24 protein-coding genes and 4 tRNA genes are annotated in these 22,701 nt (G+C 65.1%); 18 read left to right on the top strand and 10 right to left on the bottom strand.

Translation table 11 applies throughout. The features are described from left to right. Positions 1–14: 14 nt before the first annotated feature. A complete protein-coding gene (locus tag N687_RS0111605) occupies positions 15–1,166 on the bottom strand; it encodes an NRAMP family divalent metal transporter (RefSeq protein ID WP_231493604.1) in 1,152 nt (383 codons plus the stop codon). 321 nt (positions 1,167–1,487) lie between these two features. Here N687_RS0111605 and N687_RS0111600 point away from each other — a divergent pair, with 321 nt between their 5' ends. Continuing rightward, the gene (locus N687_RS0111600) at positions 1,488–2,276 is read left to right on the top strand and encodes a putative hydro-lyase (protein WP_029422010.1); all 789 of its coding nucleotides are present in this window, start codon (positions 1,488–1,490) and stop codon (positions 2,274–2,276) included. A gap of 68 nt (positions 2,277–2,344) precedes the next feature. On the opposite strand, the gene N687_RS0111595 is transcribed toward N687_RS0111600, so the two are convergent. Continuing rightward, positions 2,345–2,914: an FAD-dependent oxidoreductase gene (locus N687_RS0111595; protein WP_029422009.1), complete on the bottom strand. Its 570-nt coding sequence runs from the start codon at positions 2,912–2,914 to the stop codon at positions 2,345–2,347. A gap of 209 nt (positions 2,915–3,123) precedes the next feature. Here N687_RS0111595 and N687_RS0111590 point away from each other — a divergent pair, with 209 nt between their 5' ends. Next, positions 3,124–3,363, top strand: coding sequence for a Trm112 family protein (locus tag N687_RS0111590; protein ID WP_029422008.1), 240 nt, complete (start codon positions 3,124–3,126; stop codon positions 3,361–3,363). 53 nt (positions 3,364–3,416) lie between these two features. Here N687_RS0111590 and N687_RS22225 read toward each other — a convergent pair whose 3' ends face one another. Next, positions 3,417–4,934 (bottom strand): polysaccharide deacetylase family protein, encoded by a 1,518-nt coding sequence (locus tag N687_RS22225; RefSeq protein WP_051663183.1) that lies wholly within the window; start codon positions 4,932–4,934, stop codon positions 3,417–3,419. Between the two features lie 143 nt (positions 4,935–5,077). Here N687_RS22225 and N687_RS0111580 point away from each other — a divergent pair, with 143 nt between their 5' ends. Next, complete coding sequence (locus tag N687_RS0111580) at positions 5,078–6,010, top strand: GNAT family N-acetyltransferase (protein WP_051663182.1); 933 nt, start codon at positions 5,078–5,080, stop codon at positions 6,008–6,010. A 467-nt stretch (positions 6,011–6,477) separates the two neighbouring features. On the opposite strand, the gene N687_RS0111570 is transcribed toward N687_RS0111580, so the two are convergent. After that, a complete protein-coding gene (locus N687_RS0111570) occupies positions 6,478–6,708 on the bottom strand; it encodes a hypothetical protein (protein ID WP_029422005.1) in 231 nt (76 codons plus the stop codon). Positions 6,709–6,898: 190 nt separating this feature from the next. Between N687_RS0111570 and N687_RS0111565 the strand changes: the two genes are divergently transcribed. Next, entirely contained in the window at positions 6,899–7,372 is a 474-nt protein-coding gene (locus N687_RS0111565; RefSeq protein ID WP_197029272.1) for a DinB family protein, read from the top strand. A 24-nt stretch (positions 7,373–7,396) separates the two neighbouring features. Here the strand turns inward: N687_RS0111565 and N687_RS0111560 are convergent, their stop codons facing one another. Further along, positions 7,397–8,605, bottom strand: a complete 1,209-nt coding sequence (locus tag N687_RS0111560) for a class I SAM-dependent rRNA methyltransferase (protein ID WP_029422003.1) — start codon at positions 8,603–8,605, stop codon at positions 7,397–7,399. A 293-nt stretch (positions 8,606–8,898) separates the two neighbouring features. Between N687_RS0111560 and N687_RS0111555 the strand changes: the two genes are divergently transcribed. Next, positions 8,899–9,231 (top strand): hypothetical protein, encoded by a 333-nt coding sequence (locus N687_RS0111555; RefSeq protein ID WP_029422002.1) that lies wholly within the window; start codon positions 8,899–8,901, stop codon positions 9,229–9,231. Positions 9,232–9,315: 84 nt separating this feature from the next. After that, positions 9,316–9,456: a hypothetical protein gene (locus N687_RS23905; RefSeq protein ID WP_156040121.1), complete on the top strand. Its 141-nt coding sequence runs from the start codon at positions 9,316–9,318 to the stop codon at positions 9,454–9,456. Between the two features lie 42 nt (positions 9,457–9,498). Here the strand turns inward: N687_RS23905 and N687_RS0111545 are convergent. Both N687_RS0111545 and N687_RS0111540 read right to left on the bottom strand, forming a co-directional pair. After that, positions 9,499–9,575, bottom strand: a tRNA-Asp gene (locus N687_RS0111545). Positions 9,576–9,580: 5 nt separating this feature from the next. Next, positions 9,581–9,655, bottom strand: a tRNA-Ala gene (locus N687_RS0111540). Positions 9,656–9,785: 130 nt separating this feature from the next. Between N687_RS0111540 and N687_RS0111535 the strand changes: the two genes are divergently transcribed. The 3 genes from N687_RS0111535 (at position 9,786) to N687_RS0111525 (ending at position 10,451) form a co-directional block, all read left to right on the top strand. Further along, a tRNA-Lys gene (locus N687_RS0111535) sits at positions 9,786–9,861 on the top strand. Positions 9,862–9,866: 5 nt separating this feature from the next. Then, positions 9,867–9,942: transfer RNA gene (locus N687_RS0111530), tRNA-Met, on the top strand. A 227-nt stretch (positions 9,943–10,169) separates the two neighbouring features. Continuing rightward, positions 10,170–10,451: a hypothetical protein gene (locus tag N687_RS0111525; protein ID WP_156040120.1), complete on the top strand. Its 282-nt coding sequence runs from the start codon at positions 10,170–10,172 to the stop codon at positions 10,449–10,451. A gap of 143 nt (positions 10,452–10,594) precedes the next feature. Here the strand turns inward: N687_RS0111525 and N687_RS0111520 are convergent, their stop codons facing one another. Both N687_RS0111520 and N687_RS0111515 read right to left on the bottom strand, forming a co-directional pair. Next, positions 10,595–12,046 carry an aldehyde dehydrogenase family protein gene (locus N687_RS0111520; protein WP_029422000.1) on the bottom strand — a complete coding sequence of 484 codons (1,452 nt, stop codon included), beginning with the start codon at positions 12,044–12,046 and terminating at the stop codon, positions 10,595–10,597. 14 nt (positions 12,047–12,060) lie between these two features. Continuing rightward, a complete protein-coding gene (locus tag N687_RS0111515; RefSeq protein WP_029421999.1) occupies positions 12,061–12,603 on the bottom strand; it encodes a 1,2-dihydroxy-3-keto-5-methylthiopentene dioxygenase in 543 nt (180 codons plus the stop codon). A gap of 142 nt (positions 12,604–12,745) precedes the next feature. Between N687_RS0111515 and N687_RS0111510 the strand changes: the two genes are divergently transcribed. Beyond that, positions 12,746–13,057, top strand: a complete 312-nt coding sequence (locus N687_RS0111510; RefSeq protein ID WP_029421998.1) for a VOC family protein — start codon at positions 12,746–12,748, stop codon at positions 13,055–13,057. Positions 13,058–13,154: 97 nt separating this feature from the next. Here the strand turns inward: N687_RS0111510 and N687_RS0111505 are convergent, their stop codons facing one another. Continuing rightward, a complete protein-coding gene (locus tag N687_RS0111505) occupies positions 13,155–13,814 on the bottom strand; it encodes a LysE/ArgO family amino acid transporter (RefSeq protein WP_051663181.1) in 660 nt (219 codons plus the stop codon). Positions 13,815–14,005: 191 nt separating this feature from the next. Between N687_RS0111505 and N687_RS0111500 the strand changes: the two genes are divergently transcribed. The 8 genes from N687_RS0111500 (at position 14,006) to N687_RS0111465 (ending at position 22,633) form a co-directional block, all read left to right on the top strand. Further along, the gene (locus tag N687_RS0111500; RefSeq protein WP_029421996.1) at positions 14,006–15,232 is read left to right on the top strand and encodes a 2,3-diketo-5-methylthiopentyl-1-phosphate enolase; all 1,227 of its coding nucleotides are present in this window, start codon (positions 14,006–14,008) and stop codon (positions 15,230–15,232) included. Beyond that, positions 15,229–15,930, top strand: a complete 702-nt coding sequence (locus tag N687_RS0111495) for an MtnX-like HAD-IB family phosphatase (RefSeq protein WP_231493461.1) — start codon at positions 15,229–15,231, stop codon at positions 15,928–15,930. Before N687_RS0111500 ends, N687_RS0111495 begins: the two co-directional genes overlap by 4 nt. Then, on the top strand, positions 15,931–16,554 hold the full coding sequence (gene mtnB, locus N687_RS0111490) for a methylthioribulose 1-phosphate dehydratase (protein ID WP_029421994.1): 624 nt from the start codon (positions 15,931–15,933) through the stop codon (positions 16,552–16,554). It abuts the gene before it with no gap. Positions 16,555–16,727: 173 nt separating this feature from the next. Then, positions 16,728–17,504 (top strand): SDR family NAD(P)-dependent oxidoreductase, encoded by a 777-nt coding sequence (locus N687_RS0111485; protein WP_051663180.1) that lies wholly within the window; start codon positions 16,728–16,730, stop codon positions 17,502–17,504. A gap of 96 nt (positions 17,505–17,600) precedes the next feature. Next, positions 17,601–18,584: an S-adenosylmethionine:tRNA ribosyltransferase-isomerase gene (locus N687_RS0111480; protein ID WP_197029271.1), complete on the top strand. Its 984-nt coding sequence runs from the start codon at positions 17,601–17,603 to the stop codon at positions 18,582–18,584. Between the two features lie 120 nt (positions 18,585–18,704). Further along, a complete protein-coding gene (locus N687_RS0111475) occupies positions 18,705–20,363 on the top strand; it encodes a GAF domain-containing sensor histidine kinase (protein ID WP_051663179.1) in 1,659 nt (552 codons plus the stop codon). After that, positions 20,360–21,043 (top strand): response regulator, encoded by a 684-nt coding sequence (locus tag N687_RS0111470; protein WP_029421990.1) that lies wholly within the window; start codon positions 20,360–20,362, stop codon positions 21,041–21,043. The genes N687_RS0111475 and N687_RS0111470 overlap by 4 nt, the downstream gene beginning before the upstream one ends. A 216-nt stretch (positions 21,044–21,259) precedes the next feature. Then, positions 21,260–22,633 carry an aminopeptidase C gene (locus tag N687_RS0111465; protein WP_051663178.1) on the top strand — a complete coding sequence of 458 codons (1,374 nt, stop codon included), beginning with the start codon at positions 21,260–21,262 and terminating at the stop codon, positions 22,631–22,633. Positions 22,634–22,701: the final 68 nt, after the last annotated feature.

Here is a 22,701-nt window from a genome sequence, read left to right as displayed (position 1 = left end):
ATTGTACCCGTGGATCAGTGCAGCAGGCTGGCGATGTTGCCCAGAGAGGAGACGCCGGCGTACGACGTGGCAATGAGGGCGATCACCCCGAACACATACAGCCAAGCGGGGTGTTTGTAGTCGGCCCCCATGATGCGCTTGTTGGCGGCTGCGATCAGCATCGTCAGCAGGGTCAGCGGAAGGATGAGGCCGTTGAGCGAACCGACCACGACCAGTACCTTCACCGGTTGTCCGTAGAGGATGAACACCAGCGTCGAGAATACGATGAAGCCGATGATGGTCGCGGATTGGTGGTCTCGGAACCAACGGCCGAAACCGCGCAAGAACGAAGCGCTGGTGTACGCAGCACCGACGACCGACGTGATGGCGGCGCTCCACAAGACGATGCCGAAGAACTTGTAGCCGAGATCGCCCAGCGCGTATTGGAACGCGGACGCCGGCGGATTGCTCTTGGCCAGGGTGTGACCGGCGGCCACGACGCCGAGGATGGCGAGGAACAGGATGATCCGCATCAAGCCAGTGATCAGCACGCCCGTCAGGGACGCCCGCGCGATTCGCCCGAGGTTCTCCTCGCCGGTGATGCCCGCGTCGACCAAGCGGTGCCCGCCGGCGAACATGATGTAGCCGCCGACGGTACCGCCGATCAAGGTGATCATCGGCATCATCAGCGCGTTGTACCCGATGCTCGGCGCCACACTCGAGACGATGGCCCTTCCCACGGGCGGGTGGGTGGTCAGCATGACATACAGCACGACTAAGATCATCAACGCGCCCAGGATTTGGGCGAACCGGTCCATCACGGGCCCGGCGTTTTTGGACAAGAAGATGAGGATGCCGATCACGCCGGATACCGCCGCCATCCACTTGACGTCCAGGCCGAACAGGACGTTCAGGCCGAGTCCGGCGCCGGCGATGTTGCCGATATTGAATGCCAGGCCGCCGATGACGATCAGGACGGCGATGACCGATCCCAGGCCGGGCAGCACCTGGTTCCCGATGTCCTGTCCGCGCAGACCGGTGTATCCGATGACGCGCCAGGTGTTCATCTGGGCGCCGATGTCCAGGATGATGGAAGCGAGGATGGCGAAGGCGAAGTCCGCCTTGAACTGCTGCGTGAACACCGCGGTCTGCGTCAAAAATCCCGGGCCGATGGCGGACGTGGCCATGATGAAGGCCGCCCCGATCAGCGCGGACAACCCGGTGCGCCGGGCCGCGGTAACGCCCACGTTGACCAATTCGCTCACGAGGATCTCTCCTTTCTGCTTTCTTTGGATTTTGCATTCACAATGTATAGAACATACACCGGAGCCCTTCCACCCGTCAACGAAGATTGTATGAAAATCTAACATACCGATAAATAGGAAATGAATAACAGTCCTGAAGACGATTTCTTGTGGTAAGATCATAAACACAGGTGTCCGTGCCGCAGGTAAAGGACGGTGATCCTGGAGCCGTGCGGCGCGGGTGCTGGAAGGAGGAGAATTGACATGGATGTGTCCCGTCTCACCCCCGCCCAGATGCGGGACAAGATCCGGTGCGGGGAATGGACCGGGCCGACCGCTGGTGCGGCCGCCGGATACACGCAGGCCAACCTGGTCATTCTGCCGAAGGATTTGGCGTTTGAGTTTCTTCTGTTCTGCCAGCGCAATCCGAAACCCTGCCCCGTGCTCGACGTGACGGAGCCGGGCTCTCCGGTGCCGAGCAGGGTCGCTCCAGACGCGGACTTGCGCACCGATGTGCCCAAGTACCGGGTGTACCGGCGTGGGGAACTGGTGGACGAGACGACCGACATCCGATCCTATTGGTCGGACCATCTCGTGGCCTTTTTGCTCGGGTGCAGTTTCACGTTTGAGCGGGCGCTCTTGGACAACGGCGTGCCGGTCCGCCACATCGAGGAGAACTGCAACGTCCCGATGTACAGGACCAACATCGATTGCACGCCTGCGGGGCGATTCGCGGGACCGATGGTGGTCAGCATGCGGCCCATCCCGCACGCGCAGGTGGTGCGGGCGGTGCAGGTGACGTCCCGCTTTCCCGCCGTGCACGGTGCGCCGGTGCACATCGGGGATCCGGCGACCATCGGGATCGAAGACCTGTCGAGGCCGGACTTTGGCGATCCGGTGCCCATCCGCCCGGGAGAAGTGCCGGTATTCTGGGCTTGCGGCGTCACACCCCAGGCGGTCGCGATGCACGTCAAACCCGAGCTGATGATCACCCATGCCCCGGGCCACATGTTCATCACCGACGTCCGAGACGAGCAGTTCGCGGTGTTGTAAATCAGCGGGCCGCGGCTCCGCCGTAGAGCTGCGGCCCTTTTCCAAGGCGATTGACAGGAACCCGGCAATCAGGTGGACGGTTTGAGCACATCGTGATCGACCCAGCGTTCCCCGTTCAGCTCGCTGATCACGTTGACGGCGACTCGGGCGCCGTCGCCCGCGGTGATGATGGTGTGCACGCTGGTGCCTGCCACGGTGCCGGCCGCCCAGATGCCCGAGATGTTGGTCCGCCCGTCGCGGTCCACCACGATCACGGTCTTGATGCGCGGTTCCGTGGCCGCCTGGGTCTTGAGGCCGATCTGCTCCGCCAGATCGGTCCACAACCCGGTTGCGAATATCACCTGCCGGGCCTCGAAACGGCTCCCGTCGGTCAACAGGGCGAATCCGTCGGACAGCCGCTCGATCCCGGTCACCTTGGCCTGCACGATGGTCGCGCCGAATCGCTGGGCCTGTCGCTTCCCTTGATCCACCAGGTCGGGGCCGGCAATACGGTCGATCCCGTAGTGATTCTCAATCCACGCCTTGCGTGTGATGCTCTGGTCACTGTCGAAGACGACCGTCTTCTTGCCGGCGCGCGCAGCGAAGATCGCGGCACTCGCCCCGGCCGGACCCGCACCGATGATGGCGATGTCGTACATTCCTAGCCACTCCTTTCACTTTGGACGTCTCTATTCTGCACCACCCGCGTACCGCTTTCCAGTTCCCCGGAACACCTCTCCACAGTGGCCACTCTTTGGTATACGATAGATTCGACAGGATACGACTCGATTCTGGTTTTCACCAGGACATTGGAGGGTGGACAAGCACGTCCATCGGCAGGTTCGAAATTTCCGGGGAGTGACGACCGATGTATCAAGTCCCGTGCTGCCGGATCTGCAAGGTTCCGCTGTCGGTGGTGGAGCAGCACATCCATGAGTATCTGCGGCCGGTGACGGCCGGGGGCAAGACGGGGCGCCCCAAAAAGGTCGGGTACCGCCACGTCGTCAACGAGGTGCTCAAGTGCGACGAATGCGGCCGTCTCTTCGCAATCAAGCGGGATGCAGAGCACCGCATCGTGCGCGGAAGGCAGCTCCGGCGCGCCACATGAGGTGAACGGTGAGGCGGCCGGCCGCGCGGCCGCCTGCCCGCTGGGCCGCGGGCTTAACGGATGAGTTCTTGAAAGGCCGCGCTGGCGCGCACGGGATCGAAGTCGTGTTCCGTGCGCGCCTCCGTTTTGCAGGAGGGGTCGAGCGAAATCGCCTCGCGCAGGTAGCGGACGGTGTTTTCCACGTCGCCGCGGCGTCCGTAAATGCTCGCGATCCCGTAGTCGCACCAAGGTATCCACCAATCCCCGTGGCCGGAAGCGAGCGCGTCCTGGTATGCCCGGATGGCCTCATCATACCGCCCTGTCAACTCCAGGCCGAGGGCCTTGTTGAATTTGGCGTATCCGAAGCCGGGATCGAGCTGCAGCGCGCGATCGATGTCCGCCTGTCCTTGTTGGGTTTGGCCCGCGTACAGCTCGGCGATGCCGCGCAGGTTGTAGGCAGGGGCGTACCCGGGATCGCCCGCAATGACCTGGTTTTCCAACCGGATGGCGTCGCTGTAACGGCGGTTCGAGAACGCCTGGTTCGCCTGTTGGTGCATGTCCAGCAAGGGCTGCGGCAGCGTCTGGGTGGGTTCCGACAGCGAGGGGCGGAGCATCGCCGCGAATTGGCCGAGGGTCGTCGACTCGAGCACCGTCAACCGGTGCAAGGTGAGCGGACCTTGACGGAGGTTGGCATATCCCTGATGCTGCGTGACGGCCAGCAGATACCCCGACTGCCGCAAGAGATCGACGGTCTGGTCGCTGTAATCCCCGTCCGGATAGCAGAAAAAGCGGATGGGGTGGTGGACGACGTTCTCCAAGAACGCTGCGGCCCCGTCGATCTCGCGCCGCTGCTCGTCCACGCTCAACTTGGACAGGTCCGCGTGCGTTGCGGTGTGATTCTCCACGTCCACCAGGCCGCTGGCCTGCAATTCCTGCAATTCGGACACGGTCATCGTCGGGAACGGCTTGTCGCGATTGGGTTGGTCGTGGGTGAACCCGGAGACCGCGAACACGGTGGCCTGAAAGTGATACCGTTTCAACAGGGGGAACACTTTCAGATACACGCTTTCATACCCGTCGTCGAAGGTGAGCAGAACGGGCCGGCTGGGCAACCGGTACCCCTGGTACAGAGCGGCGTACAGTTGGCCGAAGTTGACGGTGTGAAAACCGTGATCGTGCAGCCACTGCAACTCGGCCTCCAACTGGCCGGGTTTCAGAGTCGCCACGTTCCCGGGGACATAGTTGGCCTCGTGGTACTCGAGGATAGGGACAGACAGGTTTGGGTTTGGGGAGGCCGCATGAGCGGCGGTGGCGCCCGCGGGGGCGTAGTTGACCGGATCGGCGATCCAGGCAGGGTCTTTCAGAACCCCGCCTTGGTTGGCGCTTGCCGGCACGGACAAGGACGTGGCGTTTGCCGAACCCTGTGCAGATGGCGACCCTGTCGTCCGGTTCCCTCCGGCAGGGGCTGCGTCAGCCGCCGGACATCTCGCGGACGCCGCCCCGGGTCCGCTGCATCCGGCGACGCTGAGCGCCGTCGCCAAACAGAAGAAGACAAGGTTCCAACGGGATCGCAAAACCGCACGGCCTATCATCCGCATCCCACTCCCCATTGCGCTCTGGAACCATTGTACGACATCTCTGCAAATTCGGCCGTCTGCATCGGCAGGACCACCGTAGGCGATGTCGAACGCACGATCGGAAGCCGTGAAGGTTCAATCCAGCTGAGGGAGGGTCCATGGTTATCGACATCCGCCTACTCACACGTTTGGAACAATTGCAGGGCATGCAAGACTTGGAGCGGCAGGTGTGGGGCACGGATCCGATTCCGGTGCACCAGACCTGGACGGCGGTGAAAAACGGGGGCGTCGCCATTGGTGCGTTTGACGGCCCGCGCATGATCGGGTTTGTGTACGGATTCCCCGGCTTTCGCGCTGGCGAGGCGTACCTGTGTTCGCACATGATGGGCGTGCTGCCGGAATACCGCAACCAGGGTGTGGGCGAGCGGCTGAAACACCGGCAGGCGGAGGCAGCGCGAGCCCTCGGTTACCGCAGGATGGTCTGGACGTACGATCCGCTGGAGGCCCGCAACGCGTGGCTTAACCTGTCAAAACTCGGGGCCGTGGCAGATACCTATGTGGAGAACTGCTACGGCGAACTCAACGACGATCTGAACCGGGGCATGCCTTCCGACCGCTTCGAGGTCACGTGGTATTTGGCCCCGGACATGCCCGTCGTTCCTGAAGGCGTCCGCAGGGCGTGCGTGCAAGCCCCTGTCACAACGGCGGACCGGTTCTTGGACGCTCACATCCGTCCGGATGGGCTTCCGGAGCCGGATGCGGTCCCGGACGAGGCGCTGCAGAAGCGCCTCCGAACGGATGGGGATGCGAGTGACGGTCGATCAGGGATGTACGCGGCCGCAGGAACACGTGTCCCCCTGCGATGGATCTCCATCCCCGCGCGGATGCAGGAGATCCGGCGGGCGGACCCCGCGCTGGCGCTGGCATGGCGGATGCAGACGCGGCGTGCGTTCTCTGCAGCGCTGGCGGCAGGGTGGGTCGCCATTCACATCCGGCCCGGTACGGGCGGCCGGCTCTGCGATTACGCTCTTGCGCCCCGGGGCATGCTGAATGTGCCCACTTTCAAGGCGGGCACGCTTGGGCTAATATAGAACCGTCTGACAACACGGAGAGGGACGTGCGTGTTTGTGACGCGGCCCGTCTGCCGACGGATGGGAAAGAGGGGATAGCATGGTCCAGGCGTCGATTCCAACTTTGGTCTGGCTGCCGACAGCCATCGCGCTGGTGTTGTTCATCGCCTGGGGAGTCTGGATGTACGCGGGCCGTCGTTGAGGCAGTGGTCCAAAGCGGGCGGCGAGAGGGCTGGAATGCCAACGGTCTTCGTGGGAGAGGTTCCCGTGCCGTACCATCGCGCGGGCACCGGTCTCCCCGTGATGTGTGTGCCGCCGCCCGCCCATGGGGCGGCGGCGTTTCATGGTTGGATCGTCTGGCAGATCTCCTCGCGGGCCGTTTCGAAGGGATCCATTTCCGGGCGTCCGGCACGAGGTGTCGATGACGGCGCCGGATGCGTTGGCCCGCGTGATCGAAAGCTGCTTGCCCGCCGGGGTTTCGAAAACCATCAGGCGTCGATCTCGCCGGCTCTCAACTGGGCCCTGACCTTCCGAAGCTCCTTGGCCAGCCGGCGCTCCTTGAGGACGAGCGGGTGAACGGGGACCTTTCGTCTGCGCACCTTCGCCTTGCGCCGCCGCTCGATCCGGATACGGAAGCCGGGCCGCGGGCCGAGGAGACGCACCATCCCGAAGAGGACGAGGGCGGCCAGTGCCATGCCGATTACATCGTTCTCGGTCACGGAGCTCCCTCCTTTCAGCCATCTCTGTTCTCTAGCATATCCCCTGGTAGAAAAGATTAACCGTGTGATTGACACGAACATGTGTTCTTGTTTAACATCATTTCGAAGATTCTATTTGAGGAAGACCTCGCTGGCGTGCCCACGGGCGAATCGCTTGATCCAGAGGTCGGATGCAGAGGAGATGATGCGTTTGGATTGGAAGGCTTGGTTTCTGTCGGTGTGGGAGGACAATCGGCGATTGACGAACAAAGTGGCGAGGGCCCTGGCGGAGGTGGATGCGCTGGACGCCAGGCCGGTGCCGGGGATGCGGGCATTCCGGGACATGCTGTTGGAGATCTGGGACATTGAGCGGGCATACATCCGCGGCTTGGCGGACGGCGTATGGACGTGGGAAGCCCCGCCCGAAGCGTTGAAAACGGCGACGGCCGACGAGCTTCTGGCGTACGGTGACGAGGTGCGGGCGCAGACCCGGGCCGCGTGGGACCGGATCTCCATGGAATCTCTGCTGGAGGTGCGGCCGGATCCCTTCTGGGAGGGTCCCGAGGCGAACGGGGTGAGCTGGTTGACCTACGCGTTGGAGAACGAGATCCATCATCGCGGCCAGGGCTACGTGTACCTGCGGCTGCTCGGGCATGAACCGCCAGCGTTTTACGACCGGACCTGAGGCGGCGAGGCGGCGAGCTGCGTTCTAGCCGCGGCTCGTCACCTCGTAGATGGCGAATTTCAGGTAGTGTCCTTCGTCCACCCCGGCGATCTCGGGATGATCCTTGCCGGCTCCGGCCCAGTGCACCAGGCGCACGATTTTGTGGGCGTCCAAGGCGGCGTCGAGCACAACCGCCTGGAAGCGGTCGGGAGACACGTGAAAGGAGCAGCTGGCCGTGACCAGGTAGCCGTGGTCGCGGATGAGCTTCAAGGCGCGCAGGTTGATCTCCTTGTACCCGCGGCAGGCGCTCTCCACAGCATGGCGGGATTTGGCGAAGGCCGGGGGATCGAGGATGACCACGTCGTACTTGCGGCCCGCTTGCTCCTCGGATCGCAGGTGGTCGAACGCGTTCGCGACCACGAAGTCGACCCCTCCGGTGAATCCGTTGCGCGCCACGTTGCGCTTCGCGACCTCAATCGCGGATTCGGATATGTCGACCGCGGTCACGTGCCGCGCCCCATAATGCAGGGCGTGCACGGTGAACGACCCGGTGTGGCAGAAGCACTCCAACACTTCGGCACCGCCTTCCCCGGCCGCGCCGGTTTGGACGATGGGGCGGATGGCAGCGCGATTCTCGCGTTGATCGAAGAAATAACCGGTCTTCTGGCCTTCAAACACGTCCACCTCGAAGATGAGGCCGTTTTCGGTGATCTCGACGACAGGCGGCACATCGCCGTACAGCACCCGCTTTTCCAACGAAAGCCCCTCCAGGCGGCGGACGGGCACGTCGTTGCGCAACAGGATGCCGCGGGGTTGAAATACCTGAATGAGCGCCTCCTGGATGGCGGGGAGGAGGCGTTCCATCCCGTAACTGAGGACCTGGGCGACGAGGACGTCCTCATACTTATCCACGATGAGGCCGGGAAGAAAATCGGCCTCCCCGTACACCGCCCGGCAGGACGTGATGCCGGGCAAGAACCGTTGACGGTACGCCCACGCCTGTTCGACGCGGCGGGTGAGAAACGACGTGTCGATGTTCGCGTCCGGCTGGTACGCCAGCACGCGGGCGATGATTTGCGATTGGGGATTGGCGTAACCCCGGGCGAGAAACACACCCTGGTGGTTCACGATGTCGACGATGTCGCCTGGCTGAATGGATCCGTCGATGTGCTCGACCTCGGACTGATACACCCACGGGTGGCCCTGTTCCAAGCGACGCCTGCGGTTCTGACGCAACACCAAACGAGCGGGCATGCCGATCCCTCCTTGCGGTGTTGCCCGGGTGCATCATCCCGGGGTACCTGTCCGCCGGGTGCATACGGCGGACAGGCGGGTTACACATGCCCGGGCTGAAGCGGGGCGGTCTGGGTGCCGCTTGAGTCCGGCCTGGGCACTCCGGATCATTATATCCTAACATCCCATCGTCTCCCTGCACGCCGTGGTCCCCTGAACCGCATGGGCACGCTTGAGCGCGCCCATACTAGCCAATGTAAAGGCCTGTCGCGGCCTGTTGGTGGCTGCCGGTCAGCTGGGAAGGGGGAACCAAAGTGAGCAACACCCGTGAACACCACACGACCCTATCTGAACTGGGTTTCACCGTGATGATGGAGGATCTCCCCATCCTCAACGCTTATCAAGGCGACTGGGTGTTGACGGGGGAAGGGGACCCGCCACCGAACTACTGGGTGGTGACGCTGGACGGTAAGGGGATCCCGTATACCGATCATGCCAGCCCACAGGAATTGTTGGAGTTGGCCAAGCGCGAGGGATTGCCCTACGCCTACGCGGCACCGTACGGCCGATACGTGGAGGGACGGGACGATAAGATTCAACTGCACGAGTGGATTCGCGACCACCGGAAAAAGATGCGGCCCATGTGAGGCGAGCCGGGACGGACGTGCGTCGCGGGTACGACCCGCGGCCCGCTTGAAGCTACCCATACCCAACCAGAATCAGGTGATGTTGTGGAAGCACTGACATGGGCTGCCCTTCAAGAGAGTCTCGCCCACTGGCTGTACTGGGCGGTGTTGTTGGCCCTGTTGATCGGCGGCATCGTCTTTTTCAGCCGGCGCGACGCGCGGCGAAAGACCCACCGCGACAAGTGAACACTCCGCCAACGAAAATCGGGCCCCTTCGGGACCCGACGTTGGCGGAGCTGACGGGATTCGAACCCGCGGTCTCCAGCGTGACAGGCTGGCATGTTAGGCCTCTACACCACAGCTCCATAGATGGTGGAGGTAGTCGGATTTGAACCGACGGCCCCCTGCGTGCAAAGCAGGTGCTCTCCCCCTGAGCTATACCCCCTTGCACCGTGCGGAACAACACGCAGAACCATACCACGCCGCCTCCCTATCCGTCAAGAGGTGAGATCCTGTCTGTTGGGGGGTTGACAAAAAAAGCCCGGGGTGTTAACCTATTCGGTGTTCGATAACGCGGGTCATTAGCTCAATTGGTAGAGCATCCGACTCTTAATCGGCAGGTTGAAGGTTCGAGTCCTTCATGACCCACCAACTGACGCGGGGTGGAGCAGTTGGCAGCTCGTCGGGCTCATAACCCGAAGGTCGCAGGTTCAAGTCCTGTCCCCGCAACCAAATGGAAGCCCTCCGTGCGTGGAGGGTTTTTTCGTATTCGCAGATCCGCTGTCGCCCCGGCGGTGCCAGATCGTTGCGGGATTCCGTTCTCCCTGCCTGCGATGCCGGTCTTCCGGCAAGAACACCTGCATTTACTAGCAGGATTGTCCGAAAGGATTGCGAAGATGTACACGCAGCAGCAGATGTACGCTCAACTGGCCGAGGGCTGGGAGCGGGAGGTAGGACGAATGTTGTTTCGTGTAGGCAAAGTGAAAATCAGCACGGCGGTGCTGGAGAGCCAGATCACGTCGGATGATCTCATTCGCGCATTCGAGCGGTATATCCGCGGCGACTGGGGCGGGGAGGAAGAACACCGGGTGTACAACGACCTGGCGTTGGTGAACGGCGATCGCATTCTATCCACCTACCGGGCGGATTCCGGGGAGGAGTTCTGCATCACCACCGAAAATGGCGTCACACAGATCGCGTTCCTCCACGAGCTGGTCCTACCGGTCGGCCGGCTGCATTGATGCCGGCTGGGGTGCGGTTGACACGTATCCTCTCGCACTGGGAACCATGTGATACATAGGCCGGGCCTCAGCCCGGTGTACGTATGCCCGGGCCGCGTCTCGAAACCGGAACCCGGGCATACGTTTCTACGCGGGCGCGTCCATCACTCCGCGGTCGTGAACACACCGTGGCGAATGGCCACCAGTTTGATGTCCATCATGTCTTCCATGGCGTAGCGGACGCCCTCGCGGCCGCTGCCGCTCTCTTTGACGCCTCCGTACGGCATGTGATCGACACGGTAGGTCGGCACCTGATTGATCAGGACGCCGCCGGACTCGAGCCGCTCGGCGGCCGCCATGGCCTGTTCGATGTCCTTCGTGAACACCCCTGCATTCAGGCCGAACTTGGAGTCGTTGGCCAGGTTAATGGCCTCCTCCCAGGTGGAGAACGGCCGCAACACCACCACTGGGCCGAACGCTTCCTCACAGTTGAGCTCGGCGTCCGCAGGGACGTCCGTCAACACGGTCGGTTCCATCACCTGGCCTTGGAATCGTCCGCCGCAGTGGATCTTGGCCCCGCCGGCCACGGCTCGTTCGAGCCAATGCCTCAGCCGGCGCGCGGCCGCATCGTTAATGAGCGCAGTGATATCGGTCGTCTCGTCCAACGGATCGCCGATTCGAAGCCGTTTTGCGCCCGCCACCACTCGTTCCAGAAAGTCGTCGAACACCGACTCGTGAACGAACACCCGCTGGACCGAGATGCACACCTGGCCGTTGTACGAGAACGCGCCCACGACCGTCTCCTGGGCGATCCGGTCGAGCTCGGCGGGACTGAACCCGCCATCCACCAACAGTGGAGAGTTGGAGCCCAGTTCCAACGTGACTTTGCGCAACCCGGCCTGGGCCCGGATGATTTTCCCAACGCGGGGGCTGCCGGTGAACGTGACAAACGCCACTTTCGGGTGCGTGGTCAATACCTCGCTCAGCTCCTGACCGTCCCCGGGGATCACGTTCAACACCCCGTCCGGCAGGCCTGCCTCGCGGAACACGTCTGCGATGAAAAGGGCGGAAAGGGGCGTCTGCTCGGCGGGTTTGAGCACAACCGTGTCGCCGGCAGCGATGGCGGGACCCACCTTGTGGGCGACCAGGTTGAACGGGAAGTTGAAAGGCGTGATGGCCGAGACCACGCCCAGCGGCACGCGCTTGGTGTACGCCGTGTGCTTCTCTCCGCGCGGCGCCGCATCCATCGGCACGGACTCGGCATAGATGCTGCGGGCCGCCTCGGCGGCAAAAAGATAGGTCTGAATGGTGCGGGCGATCTCGCCGCGCGCCGCGGTGATGGGTTTTGCGGCCTCCTCTGCGATCACGCGGGCCGCCTCTTCGCTGCGCTGCCGCAGAATGTCGACGGCGCGATACAGGATGGCCGCCCGTTCATGCGCAGGGGTGCCGCGAAAGGTCGCGAATGCGTCAGACGCCGCCAGAATGGCCTGTTCCGCCTGCGCGGCGGAGGCGTAGCCGACCTCCGCCAGCAGTGCCTGGGTGTGCGGGTTGCGCAGGGGGACTCGGCGGGCCGGTTCCACCCAGCGGCCCCCGATCCACAGGTCCGTGCGTCGCATGGCTCAGAGCCCCCTCAAGCTTTCACGAATTCCGGGTCTTCGTAGGGGTGGGCCACCCAACCCGACGGATCGATGAAGAGGCGGATGGCCACCACCTTGCGCTCGTCGGTCAGGGTGAAAAAGTGGGGATTGTTCTCCGGGACGGAGATAACATCCCCGGCTTCCAACTCTACATCGAAGTAACCGGTCTCCGGTTTACCCTTGATGATGAAAATGCCGCTGCCTGCGACGATGGCGCGCACCTCGTCCTCCGTGTGGGTGTGCACCTGTTCAAATTTCTTCAGGAGCTCCTCCAGATTCGGTGTGGCATCCGACAAGGCAATGACATCCCATTTCACGTACCCGCGAGATTGGGCGAGGTGCTCGATGTCCTCCCGGTACGCCTGAAGGATGGCCTCCTGATCCTCCGCGGCGAGGACGAACTTGCCTTGAAGGTGGGCCGGCAGCTTGTTCGGATCCCAGTGATCGTAGTAGACATTGTTGTCGGCGAGAAATTGCCGTACCGCCGATTCTCCTTCAATCCGTTGGCCCGTATTGCGAATGCGAATCGTCGCCATGGGCGTGACCTCCTCCTGAAACGGTGTGGTGTCCTCCTCTCCACTGGGGACGGGCTGGAGGCAAAGGGCGAAGTGCGAAGTGCTATTGGCCCTATGATAGGGTACCCGGATCCATTTGTCCACCGCCTTCATGAGTATACCGATGGGACAGCACCGAATTTTTGCCCGGGACTACAGCCACCTGGTGCAGAGCATGGACTACCTCAGCAAGCATGAGATCCCCGTCGTGTGGGGTCCGTCCAGACACGGTGCCGGGCACAACATCGCCACCTACCATCGCGATCCGGAGGGGAACATGATTGAGCTGTTCACCGACGCGGACGTGTTCATCCCTGAGCTGAACATGTTCGAGCCGCGCCCCTGGCACGAGACCATTCCGCAGAGGCCGCGTGTGTGGGGCACCGACGAGTGCATCACCCGTTGGGGCACCGCCTTCGAAGAAGCGTTGGTGTGACGCCGGGCGGGCCGCGCGTCCTCCATTTCACAGACCAAGGAGGATGACAGAACGTGACGGAACGGATTTTGTTCAAAGGCGGCTGAGCGCTCTCGCGTCACAGGTGCCAGATGACGTAGGCGAGATAGACGGCGGAGGCCCACATCATCAAGGCGGAGACGCGGTTGAGGACGCGCAGGGACGAACGGCCCAGCAGGGCGCGCCCGGCCAGGTGCCCGGCGATGGAGAGCGAGAAAAACCACAGCCAGGAAACGAGGACGCAGGCCACACCGAAGGCGATGCGCTCCGGCCAGGCCGGGTAGGCGGCGGCGCTGCCGCCGATGACGGCCAGGGTGTCTATCAAGGCGTGCGGGTTGAGCAGCGACACAGAGGCGGTGAACACCATCTGGCGGCGGACCGTCCAGGCGGTGGTCACCGCCGATTCGTCCTGTCCCTCGTTCTCCCGCCAGGCGGATGCGCCCATATAGAGGAGGAAGGCGATCCCGATGGCGCCGAACGTGTACCGAAGCCACCGGATGTGCAGGGCCACGGCCGAGACGCCCATCACGGCCAGCGCCGTGAGCAGTGTGTCGCACACAGAGGCGGTCAGGACGGCCGGGAGGGTACTCACCCAGCGGCGGTGCAAAGCCCCCTGGGTGAGAATGAACCCGTTCTGCATGCCGATGGGCAGGATGAGGCCCAGGGACAGCAGGAATCCGTGGACGAACGCGATGAACAATCCGATTCCCTCCTCGCCGTGCACACGTCCGGTCGGCATCGGCGCAGCCGCCTTCCATTGTACACCACGATCCCGCCGCACGGCCGCCCGGCCGCGTTTGACGCACCTGAGGGCGGCCGCTATAGTGAGGGGTAGTTTTCCAAGCTCGGACACCACCGCCTGCCGGCGCCGCGGGCCGGGGACGGGGCCGCGGACCGGTTGAGGGGCGCGGCGGCAAGGGGGATCTGGAGATGACGGCGGACGATCGTTTTGTGGTGGCCACGTACGTGGTGGAGGACGAGGAAAAGCAGCTGCGCAAACGGGCCGACGGGATCGCCATCGGCCTGACCGTGGGATCGTGGACGGATTTGCCGGCGACGAAGCAGGAACGGATGCGCCCGTACTGCGGCCGGGTGGAGGACATCGCGGTGGAGGAGCGCCTGCCGGACGGACGGGTACGGGCGCGGGTCGCCATCGGCTATCCGACAGTCAATTTCCCGGCGCGCATCCCGGCGCTCTTGACGACGGTGTTTGGCAAGCTGTCGATGGACGGGAAGATCCGGATGGTGGGCCTCGACCTCCCGGCATCGTTTGCACGGGCGTTCCCCGGGCCGAAGTTCGGGGCGGCCGGGGTGCGCGAAGTCCTCGGCGTGCAGGGCCGGCCGCTGTTGATGAGCATCTTCAAGTCGTGCATCGGCCTGCCGATGGACGAGCTGGTGGCGGCCTTCACGGAGCAGGCCCTGGGCGGGGCGGACCTCATCAAGGACGACGAGATCTTCTTCAACGAATCCCTGGCGTCGCCGGAGGACCGCGTGCGGGCGTACCGGGAGGCGGCGCGCCGGACGGAGGCGGAGACGGGCCAGCGCGTCCTGTACGCCGTGAACCTGACGGGGCCGGTGACGGAGCTGCGGGATCGGGCGCGGAGGCTGGCGGAACTGGGGGCGGGGGCCCTCTTGGTCAACGCGTTCGCGTACGGGCTGGACGTGTTGCAGGCGTTGGCGGAAGACCCGGAGGTGTCCGTGCCCATCATGGCGCACCCAGCGGTGGCGGGGGCGATGTACGCCGCGCCCGGGTACGGCATCTCAGCGAGCATCCTGTTCGGCCAGCTGCTGCGCCTGGCTGGGGCGGACATCGTCATTTACCCGTCGCCGTACGGAACCGTCACCCTGGAGGCGGAGGAGAGCCGGCAGGTCTTGCATCACCTGCGGGCGGACAACGGCTTGAAGCCGGCGCTGCCTGCGCCGTCGGCCGGCATCCACCCGGGGCTCGTGCCCCTGTTGGTGCGCGACTTCGGGATGGATGTGATTGTGAATGCAGGCGGCGGCATCCACGGCCACCCGGGTGGAGCTCGCGCCGGTGCGCGCGCGTTTATGGCCGCCATCCGGGCGGTCGTGGCAGGTCGTCCGCTGCGGGAAGCGGCAGAGGACAGCCCGGAGCTGGCCGCCGCGATACAGCAGTGGGGAGTGAAGGAAGCGTGATCGACGGGCGGATGCCGGATTTCGCCGACGGGGCCTGGGATGTATTCTGCGACTTTGACGGGACCATCTCCGAGAACGACATGATTGCGCAGATCATCAAGCGGTTCGTCCCGGAGGCGGGGCTGGAACTGATAGACCGTGTCAACCGGCACGAGCTGACGGTCCAGGAGGGCGTCGAGCGGATGTTCGCCCTGATTCCGTCGTCGCAGTTCGGCGAGGTGCGCGATTTCGCGGTCACGAGTGTGCGGCTGCGGCAGGGCTTCCCGGCGTTCGTCGGGCTCTGCCGGGAGCGCGGGTGGCGGTTGACGGTGGTCAGCGGCGGCTTTGACTTTTTCGTCGATCCGGCGCTGGCAGCGTTCCGGGACGATCTCGATGTCGTCTGCAACCGCATCGACGCCAGCGGCGCACACCTGCGCGTGGTGTGGTCGACCCCGTGCGACGCGGCGTGCGAGGGCGGCTGCGGCTTGTGCAAGCCGGCGGTGCTGCGGCAGCGGCAGCGCCCCGGCGTGCGCCAGATGCTGGTCGGCGACGGGGTGACCGACGCCAAGGCGGCGCGCATCGCGGATTTCGTGTTCGCACGCGACCGGTTGCGGGGCGAGTGCGACCGGATGGGGATCCCGTACCTGCCGTTTGAGACGTTCGACGACATCGTGGCCCGCTTGGCGGGTGTGCCGGGGGGCCAGGGGGTGACGCGGTAGATGGAAGGGACGAGTGTGGATTTCCGCCGGCAGGCGGAGCAGGTTCGCTGGCTGGCGCAGACGGTGGCAGCGAAGGGGTGGTTGCCGGCGACGAGCGGCAACCTGTCGGTGAAGGTGAGCGAAGCGCCTCTGCGCTTCGCGATCACGCGCAGCGGGGCGGACAAGCAGCGCCTGGCGCTGGACGACGTGCTCCTGGTCGACGAGGACGGGCGGCCGGTGGCCGGGACGCCCCACCGCCCCTCGGCGGAGACGGTGGTCCACGTGCGGCTGTACCAGTCGCAGCCCTGCGGCGCCATTGTGCACGTGCACACCATGTTCAACAACCTGGCCTCCGATGTCTTCTTCCCGCAGGGGTACGTGGACTTGGCCGGCCACGAGTTGCTCAAAGCGCTCGGCCACTGGGAGGAGGGCGCCCGCATCCGCGTGCCGATTGTGGAGAATTACCACCGTCTGGACGATCTCGCCGCCGCCGTCGCGGACCTGGCCCAACCGGGGGTGCCGGGGGTCCTGGTGCGCAACCACGGCATCTACGCCTGGGGCGAGGACGCGGACGCCGCCCTGCGCCATCTGGAGGCGTTCGAGTTCCTGTTCGAGTACGTGCTGCGGCGCAGGCAGTTCCCGTGACCTCAGTGCGCCGACCTGGGCTTCGACACTCGGCGTCGTGACCTCGGCCGAAAGTCTTAGGACCATCGGCCGAGCCGGTCTATGACCGGCGGCCGATGTGGCTCCCGCCTCTTCGCCGTACGCTTTGGCCAGAAGGATCACCTGGCCAATGCGGCCGCGAGGAGGCGTTTGTCATGAATGAAGGGATTCGTCACCCGGCGGGGGACCGGCCCGTCGTCGCCATCACCGGGGGGAGTGCTGGGCTCGGCCAGGCGTTGGCGGAGGTCTTGCTCCGCCGCGGGATGGCCGTGGCGCTGTGCGCGCGCCGGGAGCGCCGGCTCCTGGAGGCGGTCGAGTCGCTTGGGGCCCTCGGCCCCGTCGACGGCGTGGCGGGAGACGTCGCGGACCCGCGCTTTCGCAACACGTGGCTCTCGCACGTGGTGCGCCGCTTCGGGCACCTCGATGCCCTGGTGCTGAACGCGTCCACCCTCGGAGACATCCCGATGCCCTATTTGCGCGACACGCACATCGTCAACCTGCGAACCGTGTTCGAGGTGAACACGTTTGCCCCCGTGATGCTGCTCCAGCAGGCGATGCCCTACTTGGCCGCGCGTCCGCGTGCCCTGTGCCTGGCCGTCTCGAGCGACGCCGCGGTCGGCGGATACCCTGGCTGGGGGGTGTACGGCGCGTCGAAGGCTGCGCTCGATCTCCTCACCAAGACCTTCGCCCGAGAAACCGGCCTTGACCACATCGCGGTGTACAGCGTGGACCCCGGCGACATGGACACCGAGCTGCACCGGCTGGCGGATCCCGGCGCACCCGTACAAGAGCTGGCCGACCCTGCGGAGGTGGCGGCGGTGTTGGCCCGCCTGTTCGATCCGCTGCTCACCGACGCCCCCTTCCCGCATCCGAGCGGGACTCGCCTCGCGGTGCGCCGCACAGCCCTCCTCCCCTGCGAAGGGGGGTGCTGACATGACTCAGCCTGCGCTGGATCTCGATCTGCACCTGAGCCGCCCCCGGCTCCAGCGCCCCTCCCCCCGGAGGCGCGCGGACTTCAGCGGGACGAGGTGCGTCTGCTCGTGATGGACCGGGCGACGGGGGCCTGCCGACACGCGCGCTTCATCGACTTGCCCCAGTTTCTGTCCGCCGGGGACCTGATGGTGGTCAACACGTCGGCCACCATCCCCGGGCGGTTGCGGGCCCGGTACCAGGGTGAGCCCCTGTACTTGCACCTGGCGACCCGATTGGCGGAAGACACCTTTATCATGGAGCGGCGGCGGGCGGACGGGGGGCCAGACCCTCGACCGTTTGCCCCGGGGGATGCGCTGGTGGTCGTCGATCCCGAGGACGGCCGGGTGCTGGCCCGGCTCCAGGTGGAAGCCCACTTTCACCCCGACAGCCGTCTGTGGCGGGTCCGGGCGGACCGCGACCTGTTTCGGGTGGCGGAGGTCGCCGGGTTGCCCATCCAGTACGGCTACGTCACGCGGCCGTTGGAGCCGGACGCATTCCAGACCCTCTTCAGCCGTACCCCCGGATCGGCCGAGATGCCGTCCGCCGCCCGCCCGTTCACCCATCGGGTGCTGCGCGGCCTCGCGGCACGGGGGGTGCGGGTCTGCTCGCTCCTCCTGCACACCGGGGTTTCCTCTCACGAGGTCACGTCCGATTTGGCCCACCACCCGGTGCTTCCGGAGTGGTATCACATTCCTCCCGCAACGGCCGCCGTGGTAAACCGGGCGATGGCAGAAGGGCGGCGCGTGATCGCCGTGGGCACCACCGTGGTGCGGGCGTTGGAGAGCGCCGCGGTGCCGGCTCAGGGCGGGGAAGGGGTACGGGTTCGCAGCGGATCGAACTGGACCACCCACCTGGTCACGCCCGCCACCCCACCGCGGGTGGTGCACGGCCTCATCACCGGCATGCACGACAATCACACCAGCCATCTGGCGCTGCTGTACGCGTTCACCCGCCCCGAGTTCCTGCGCAAGGCATACGAGGAGGCGGTGCAACTGGGCTATCTGTGGCACGAGTTCGGCGACATCAGTCTGTTGGTGTGAAGCGCCGGGCGTTTTCCCGGGACTGGCGCGGGGGCGGCGCTTTCGCGGGGGCGGGTTTCCGCCGTCCGCCCGGCAGTGTGGTACCATCAGCACAAAACCTATGGAACGGGATGAGCGAACATGCGTGACCCGAATGGTTCTGACCGGGAGTCGTGGCCGGAACCGGCGCGCCTGGCCATGCTCAAGGACATCGCCGAGGCGCTCAACGAGGCGACCGACATCTCGGAGGCGATGGACGCCATTTTGCCCAGACTCAGCGGGGTGCTGGGCCTGTCGACGGCGTGGGCATTCCGTTACGACGCCGAGCGCAGCCGGTTTGTCGAGGTGGGGGCGAGCGGGTTGCCGCCGGCCTTGGCGTGTGACGGCGGGGCACCGCTCAAGTCCGGCTGGTGCGAATGTCAGGACCGGTTTGTGGAGGGGCGGTTGGACCGGGCGGTGAACATCGTGCGCTGCAGCCGCCTGCGCGACGCCGTCGGCGACAAGGGCGGATTGACCTATCACGCGAGCGTGCCCCTGCGCAGCAAGGGCAAGCCCCTCGGGATCCTGAACGTGGCCGCCGCTGGGCACAGCGTGTTCACCCCCTCTGCGCTGCAGCTGCTCACGGCCATCGGGCACCACGTGGCGGTGGCGGTCGACAGAGCCGCCATCCTGGCAGACGAGCGGCGGCGCGCGGAACAACTGCGGGCGCTGTCGGACATTGCGGCGGAGCTGGTCAGCGTGGTGCGCCCCCGGGCGGTGCTCGAACTGGCCGTGCGCCAGTTCGTCGATCGGCTCGGGTACGAGTGTTGCGGCATCACCTTCCGCGAGCCCGGAGATCCTGAGGCGGAGGCCCTTGGTTCGGGGTGGCCGGGCCGTGTTGTGGCGTCGGCATACCGATCCTCCGACGGAGAACCGGCCGGATACTCGTACGCGCGCGAGGAGGAGGAACCGCTGCTCGACGAAGCGCAGCGGGTGTTGCTGCCGCAGGCCCGCAGCGCGATGGTTCGGCCGATCCCGCACAGCCCGTACGAGGTTCGGGTGGAAAGCCGCCGCCCGGGCGCGTTTTCGGCCAGTGACGAGGAGATGTTGTCGGCGTTCGCCTGGCACGTGGCGGCGTCTCTGGAGAACGCCCGCCTGTACGAGCAGTCGTTGGAGGAAGCCCGGTGGGTGGAACGACGCCGCCTGGCGGCGGACCTGCACGATGCGGTCAGCCAGCGCCTGTTCTCCGCGCAGCTGCTGGCGAGAACGGCCCGTCTGATGGCCGAGCGCGGCCATGCAGAGCGGCGGTTGGACGGGGTGTTGGAGCGGTTGGAGGCGTTGATCGCGGACAGCCAGCATGAGATGCGGGGCCTCATTGAGGCGTTGCGCCCCGCCGGAGAACGGGGGTTGGTGGCGCGGGTGCGCGAACGGATCGCACCGCTGCAGCTGCAGGGTCAGACCCGCATCCATCTGACTGTCGCCGGCGACGGAGGCGAGGAGCCGGCCATCCCCTTCGAGGCGCGCGAGTCTCTGCTCTCGGCCCTGGACGAGGCGTTGCACAACGCGCTTCGGCACGCGGGCGCGCGGAACGTGCACGTCCATCTCCGGCTCACGGCGGAGGAGGTCGAGGTGTCGGTGCAGGACGACGGCTGCGGGTTCCATCCGGAGAAGACGGCGGCGGGCCTGGGGACGAGTACCATGTACGAGCGCATGCGGGAGGCGGGTGGCCGCCTGTCCATCACCAGTCATCCGGGCCGCGGCACGCGGGTGGTGTTCACGGTGCCGGTGCCGGGGGATCCGGCAAAGGGGAGAGAACGGTGAGCGAGGCACGGACCATTCGACTTGCGATTGTCGACGATCACCCGATGGTTCGGGAGGGCCTGCGCGCCTTCCTGCAGCTCTCGGAGGATATCCAGGTGGCCGGCGAGGCGGCGACGGGCGAGGAAGCCATCCAATTGGCTGATGCTGTTCGCCCGGACGTGATGCTGATGGACCTGGTGATGCCGGGTGCCTGCGACGGGGTGGCGGCCATCCGCGAGATCACGCGGCGGCACCCGGACATCCGCATCATCGCGTTGACATCGTTTCAGGAGCGGGATCGAACGCTTGGGGCCATCCAGGCCGGGGCCATCGGCTACCTGGAGAAGGACGTGAGCCCGGAGGACCTGGTGACGGCCATCCGCCAGGCGGCGGTGGGCCGGGCGGTGTTGGATCCGGCGGCCTTAGACGCGCTGCGCGGCGGGGAGCACCGTCGCGAACCCAAGCCTGCGGGGGGCGGTTCGGGCGATCTGCGCCTTCGTGAGCCCCTGACGCAGCGGGAGCAGGACGTGCTTCAGGCGCTGGCCCAGGGCATGTCGAACAAGGAGATCGCCGCGGCGCTCGGGATTGCGGAGAAAACGGTGAAGGTGCACATCAGCCACATCCTGGACAAGCTGGGCGTGTACGATCGAACGCAGGCCGTGCTGGCGGCCACGCGGCTGGGACTCATCCGCATGGATTGAGCGGAGATCCATAGGGGCGGGGGTACCCATCCGTCCCGCTTTGAAGCAGGCTATGAACGGATTCGTCTGACCGCTGCGACCTGGAGACGCGCCGTTCGGCGGTCTCATTCAGGACCACGATGTTATACCACCGCCGAAAAGGCATTCCTGATACAATGGGTGTGGAGACATTACGATCCATTTCAGAGCCTGGGCGCAATCCGGGGAGGGATGCGGATGTCGTCGGAGGACTTCAGCCAGACCGCGGTTTCGGCGGATGCCATTTCCGCAGAGATGATGGAGCGTTTCAAAGCGGATTTTCGGTCGGTGCCGCACCGGCGCGCGCTGATGAACGCGGTCCGCAAGAGCGGGATTCAGGCCACCGCGTGGAACCAGGACGCGATGGCGCGGATGACGTACACGTTTTCCAACGAGATCGAGACGGGCGAGATCACCAGCCAGAAGCAGAGCGGACGGTGCTGGATGTTCGCGGGCCTGAACACCCTCCGGGTGCACACGATGCGCCAGCTGAACCTCAAGACGTTCGAGTTCTCCCAGGCCTATCTGATGTTCTGGGATAAGTTGGAGAAGGCCAACTACTTCCTGGAGAACATTCTCGAGACGCTGGATGAGGAGACCGGCAGCCGGGTGGTCGCCTGGTTGTTGTCCGCGCCGCTCAACGACGGCGGGCAGTGGGACATGTTCGTGAACCTCGTGAGAAAGTACGGGGTCGTGCCCAAGTCCGTGATGCCGGAGACGTTCCACAGCAGCTCGTCCGGGATGATGAACCGCCTGCTGACCTTGAAGCTTCGGGAACACGCGGCGACGTTGCGGAGGCAGCACCAGCAGGGGGCGTCCCTGGCGGAGCTGCGCGCGCAAAAGCAGGCCATGCTGAACGAGATCCACCGCATGCTGTGCATCTTCCTCGGCGAACCCCCGGAGCGGTTCGACTTCGAGTACCGGGACAAGGACAACCAATTCCGCCGGGACGCAGGATTGACGCCGCACCAGTTCCTCGAGCGGTACGTGCCGGTGGACCTGGACGAGTATGTCAGCGTCATCCACGCGCCGACGGCTGACAAGCCGTTCGGGAAGATGTACACCGTGAAGTACCTGGGAAACGTCAAGGGCGGCCGGGACGTCCTGTACGTGAACGTGGACATCGAGACGCTCAAACAGGCGGCGTTGCGCCAACTTCTGGACGGAGAGCCGGTATGGTTCGGGTGCGACGTCGGGAAGATGTATGACCGTGACACTGGCATCCTGGACACGTCCTTGTACGACTACGCGGCGGCCCTCGACGTGGATTTTCAACTGTCGAAGGCGGACCGGCTGGACTACGGCGAGAGCCTGATGACCCACGCCATGGTGTTCACCGGCGTCAACGTCGCGGACGGGCGCCCGAACCGCTGGAAGGTCGAGAACAGCTGGGGGAAAGAGCCCGGCCAGGACGGTTATTTCGTCATGAGCGACGCCTGGTTCGACGAATTCTTGTATCAGGTCGTCGTGAAAAAGAAGTATCTGCCGGAGGAGGTTCGGGCAGTTCTGAAGGAGGAGCCCGTCGTGCTGCCGCCGTGGGATCCGATGGGATCGCTCGCTATCATGCGGTGACGGCGGGGGATCCGTCCAATCTGCCCGATGGGCCAGCGGAGAGGCGAACGGGTACTTCGCCTGACGAA

The sequence above is a fragment of the Alicyclobacillus macrosporangiidus CPP55 genome (assembly GCF_000702485.1).
GTDB lineage: Bacteria > Bacillota > Bacilli > Alicyclobacillales > Alicyclobacillaceae > Alicyclobacillus_H > Alicyclobacillus_H macrosporangiidus_B.
The sequence above is the reverse complement of the archived record's forward strand: the minus strand, read 5'-3'. Positions and strand labels throughout refer to the sequence as shown.